Source organism: Luteitalea sp. (assembly GCF_022842525.1).
Lineage (GTDB): Bacteria > Acidobacteriota > Vicinamibacteria > Vicinamibacterales > Vicinamibacteraceae > Luteitalea.
Genome location: NZ_JALHPM010000295.1, coordinates 1 through 5,046, shown reverse-complemented (window position 1 = coordinate 5,046; position 5,046 = coordinate 1). Strand labels below are relative to the sequence as shown.

The 5,046-nt window shown below is 66.0% G+C and carries 3 protein-coding genes; all 3 read right to left on the bottom strand.

The features are described 5' to 3' along the window. The coding region (locus Q0C41_RS29585; protein WP_291990299.1) for a CusA/CzcA family heavy metal efflux RND transporter at positions 1 to 3,043 on the bottom strand (3,043 nt) is incomplete at its 3' end. After that, positions 3,036 to 4,517 carry an efflux RND transporter periplasmic adaptor subunit gene (locus Q0C41_RS29580; RefSeq protein ID WP_291990297.1) on the bottom strand — a complete coding sequence of 494 codons (1,482 nt, stop codon included), beginning with the start codon at positions 4,515 to 4,517 and terminating at the stop codon, positions 3,036 to 3,038. The genes Q0C41_RS29585 and Q0C41_RS29580, both read right to left, overlap by 8 nt. Before the next feature lie 32 nt (positions 4,518 to 4,549). Further along, the coding region (locus Q0C41_RS29575; RefSeq protein WP_291990295.1) for a TolC family protein at positions 4,550 to 5,046 on the bottom strand (497 nt) is incomplete at its 5' end.

Below are 5,046 nucleotides of genomic sequence, written 5' to 3'. Positions count from 1 at the left end.
TCACGGCCCCGTGGAGCACCGCGTCCTGCAGATCCCTCGGCGACTTCAGGCGCCCCTCCCGCTTCGCGTCTTCGTACGCCAGGTCCAGGTACAGCAGCATGAACACGCCGGTCTCCGCGTCCACGCCGAGCAGCGCGATCAGGCCGACCCAGACGCCGATGCTCATGTTGTAGTCAAGGAGGTACAGCAGCCAGATTGCGCCGATGGCGGAGAACGGAACGGCCAGCAGGATGATGGTGGTGCGCCCGACCGATCGCGTGTTCATGTACAGCAGCACCACGACCAGCAACAACGTGACCGGCACGACGATCTTGAGCCGCTCCTTCACCCGCTGCATCGCCTCGTACTGGCCGCTCCATTCGAGGGAGTACCCCGTGGGCAACTCGACCTGTGCGGCCACCACGCGCTTGGCCTCCTCGACATAGCTACCGATGTCGCGGTCTGCGACATCGACGTACACGTAGCCGTTGAGCATCCCGTTCTCGTTGCGGAGCATCGCCGGTCCGGAGACGAGCTTGACGTCCGCCAACTGCTCCAGCGGCACCTGCGTCTGTCCGCCCATGGTGGGCACCAGCACGCGCTTCAGGCGATCGACGTCGCTGCGGTAGTCGCGGAAGTACCGCACGCTCACCGGGTAGCGCTCCCGCCCTTCGATCGTCGTGGTCACGGTGTCGCCACCCACTGCCGACATCACCACCATCTGGGCCTGATCGATGGACAGCCCGTAGCGTGCCAAGGCGTCCCGCTTCCAGACGAAGTCGACGAAGTACCCCCCCGAGGTCCGTTCCGCAAAGGCGCTCCGCGTGCCCTGCACCGCTGGGAGGGCCGCCTCGATCTGCGTCCCGACGCGCTCGATCTCCTTGATGTCGGCGCCATAGATCTTGATCCCGACCGGCGTTCGCACGCCTGTCGTGAGCATGTCGATCCGCGCCTTGATGGGCATCGTCCACGCGTTCGTGACACCCGGGATCTTCACCGCGTCGTTCAGTTCGGCGACCAGCTGTTCGGTGGTGATGTGATCAGTGGTGATGCGTCGCAGCACAGGTTTCAGCCAGGTGGGTGCCCAGGCGGAATACCACGTCGGCACGCGCCGCCACTGATCGTGGGGCTTGAGCGTGATGACCGTCTCCATCATCGAGAACGGCGCCGGATCGGTGCTGGTCTCGGCGCGGCCCGCCTTGCCGAAGACGCGCTCGACCTCGGGAAACTGCCGGATCAGCTGGCCCTGCACCTGGAGCAACTGCTGCGCCTGGGTGACCGACAGCCCTGGCAGCGTGGAGGGCATGTAGAGCAGCGTGCCTTCGTCCAGTGGCGGCATGAACTCCGAGCCGAGGCGCTGGTACACCGGCACGGTCGCGACCACCATGGCGAGCGCGCCACCGATCACCGCCCACTTCCAGCGCAGTGCCCAGGCGCAGATGGGCTCGTACACCCGAATGAGGACCCGGCTGATCGGGTGATGCTCCTCCGAATGGATTTTGCCGACGAACACCGCGTTTGCCACCCGCGCGAGCCACGCCGGCCGGAAGGACAACGTCTTGGTATGCGTGAACATCAGCCGCATCGCCGGATCGAGCGTGATGGCGAGCACGGCCGCGACGATCATCGCGAAGTTCTTCGTGTACGCGAGCGGCTTGAACAGACGCCCTTCCTGGGCCTCGAGCGTCAGCACGGGCAGGAAGGAGACCGCGATCACCAGCAACGCGAAGAAGCTCGGACCACCGACTTCCTTCACCGCGTCGATGACCACGCGGCGGTAGTCTTCCTTGCGGCCGGTCCGATCCCAGATCTCCAGCTTCTTGTGGGTCTGCTCCACGACGACGATCGCCGCATCGACCATGGCACCCACAGCGATCGCGATGCCGCCGAGCGACATGATGTTGGAGCTCAGCCCCATCAGCCGCATCGGGATGAAGGAGATGATGATCGCCACGGGAATCGTGATGATCGGGATGATCGCGCTCGGTACGTGCCAGAGGAAGACGAGGATCACGATTGAAACGATGACCAGTTCCTCGATGAGCGTGTGCTCGAGGGTGGTGATGGAGCGCTCGATCAGGTCTGACCGGTCGTACGTGGTGACCACCTCCACGCCTTTGGGCAGACTGGGCTTGAGCTGTGCCAGCTTCTCCTTGACGCGCTCGATGACGGCGAGGGCGTTCTCGCCCTGGCGCATCACGATGATGCCGCCCACGACGTCGCCCTTGCCGTCGAGATCGGCCACGCCGCGGCGGATATCGGGGCCAAGCGTCACCTCACCGACATCCCTGATCCGCACCGGGACGCCAGATTCGTTGGTGGTCAGGACGATGTTGCCGAGTTCCTCCGTCGAGCGGGCGTAGCCTCGCCCACGCACCATGTACTCGGCGCCCGCCATCTCGATCAGGCGGCCGCCGACGTCGTTGTTGCCCGTGCGGACGGCCTCGGTCACCTTGTCGATAGGGATGTTGTAGGCCCTGAGGCGATTCGGGTCGACCTGCACCTGGTACTGACGCACGAAGCCGCCGATCGCTGCGACCTCCGCGACGCCGGGCACCGCCTTGAGGTAGTACCGCAGATACCAGTCTTGATAGGTGCGCAGGTCTGCCAGCGACTGCGTGCCGCTGTGATCGACCAGGGCATACTGGAACACCCAGCCGACGCCGGTCGCGTCCGGGCCGAGTTCGGTCCGCACGCCCTGCGGCAGGCGCGGGAGCACGCCAGACAGGTACTCGAGCGTGCGCGTGCGTGCCCAGTAGATGTCGGTACCCTCCTCGAACACGATGTAGACGTAGGAGAATCCGAAATCCGAAAAGCCGCGCACCGCCTTCACCTTCGGCGCGCCCAGCATCGCGGTGACGAGCGGGTAGGTGACCTGATCCTCGATGATGTCCGGACTGCGATCCCAGCGCGAGTAGACGATCACCTGCGTGTCACTGAGGTCCGGGATCGCGTCCACCGGGATCGACCGCATTGAATAGAGCCCGGCCATCGTGGCGACCGCCACGATCAGGAACACGACGAAGCGGTTCCGGCCGGAGAACTCGATGATCCGGTCAATCATGCGCGTGCCCTCCTGACGAGGCCCCGCTTGGCGGGGCCGTCTTGGCAGGCGGGTTGGCGGGCCGTACGGGTGCAGGCGCGGCGGCCGGCTTGCCACCGCCGCCATGCTGGTGGCCGGCCATGCTCCCAAGGGCTGACTTGAGCTGGCTTTCGGCATCGATCAGGAACGTGCCCGAAGCGACGACGCGTTCCCCTTCCGACAGACCGGACGTCACCACGAGCCGGTCGCCAACACGCTCGGCTGTCTGGACGGCCTTGGGCGCGAGATAGCCATCCCCGAGATCGACGAAGACGACCTGCCGCTCACCCGAGTTGAGCACGGCGTCGGCGGGCACGGTCAGCCGACGATTGCCCCCGAGCGGGAACTCGACGTCGACGAACATCTCCGGGCGCAGACGCATGCCAGCGTTCCGGGCCTCCAGGCGCACCTTCAGTGTGCGTGTGGTGGGATCGACCGCCGGCTGGACGTACGTGACGGTCGCGTTGATGGCCTTGATCGCCGACCCATTCGGCATCACGATCTTCGCAGGCGCCCCGGCCCGCACGGCCGACAGGTCGGCTTCGTAGAGGTCGGCCATGATCCAGACCGTGCTGAGGTCGGCCAGCGTGTACAGGTCGCTCTCGGCGGTCACGCGCTGATTGGGGAACGCATTGCGCTCGAGCACGAAGCCGCCGGCGGGCGCATACAACGTGATGTCACGAATGGGCTTCCCGGTATCGAGGACTTGCTGGATCTGGCCATCGGTCAGATTCCACAACTGGAGACGACGTCGTGTCGCCTCGAACAGCGAGTCGCCCTGGGCGGCCGACGCGGCAAGCGGACTCTTCTGCATCACCTCGCGCGCGCGGCGGGCGAGGAGCAGTTCCTCCTGCGAGGCGAGCATCTCGGGGCTGTAGATGGTCAGCATCGGCTGCCCCTTCTTCACCAACTGGCCCGTGAAGTCGACGTGCACCTTCTCAATCCAGCCGTCGACACGCGGGTGCACGTGCTGCAGCTTCGTTTCGTCGTACGCCACGCGACCGACGGTGCGCAACGTGCGGCCGACGTCGGTCGCCTCGACGGTCGCATAGCGCACGCCAGCCAGCTGCTGTCGATCGGTCGAGATACGCACGGCGCCAGCCGTGCTCGACGCCGCCGGCGCATCGGCGTACACGGGCTCGAGGGTGTTGCCGGTCTCGGCGTTGATGCCGGCGGTGGTCGCGGTGTAGGCCGGGACCTTCGGATCCCGGTAGTACAGGATGCGACGCGTCCGGGGTGTAGTCGCGACGCCATCGTCGGCGTACACCGGCTCGAGCGCCATGCCGCAGTCCGGGGCCGTGCCGGGCTTGTCGGACGTGTATGACGGGTGCATTGGATCCACGTAGTAGAGGACCTTGCGGCCGGCCGTGGCCGCCGCAGTCGCGGTCGGGCCGGGCTGACGCCTGTCGCGCAGGATCCAGCCTGTGCCGACAGCCGCCGCGAGGAGAACAGTCAAGAAGACGAATTTGAACAGGCGCATGGCGGGCCTCAGGGGACAAGCGTGACCGCCGCCATCTCTTCGAGGCGACTGACAGCCGTGTACTGCTCGGAGAGCTGTTCGAGGTAGCTCATCTCGTACTCGAGCACCGATCCGAAGTTGGTCAGCACCGACAGAAAATCGACGGCGCCAGTCTGGTAACTACTCACTGACGACTCCAGCGCCAGCCGCGCCTGAGGGAGGACGGCATCACGATAGAGCGTGGCCAGTTCGCCCGCGGTCGTCGCCATCTGGTAGTCCTCCTGCACGCGGTTCTGGAGGAGCAGCCGGGTGCTCTCGGCGGTCTGTTGATCAGCAACGAGCGTGAGTTCCCGCTCCGCCACGGCCGCCCGGCGGCGCGCCCGCTGCAGCGGCACGATGACGTCGAAACGGAACTCGAACATGTCGGGCATCGACCCCATGTAGTTGTAGCCGCCCGACACGGCGAAGTCCGGCTTGAAGTCGCGCTTCGCGACCGCGATCGCGGCCTCGGAGCGCGACGCCATCA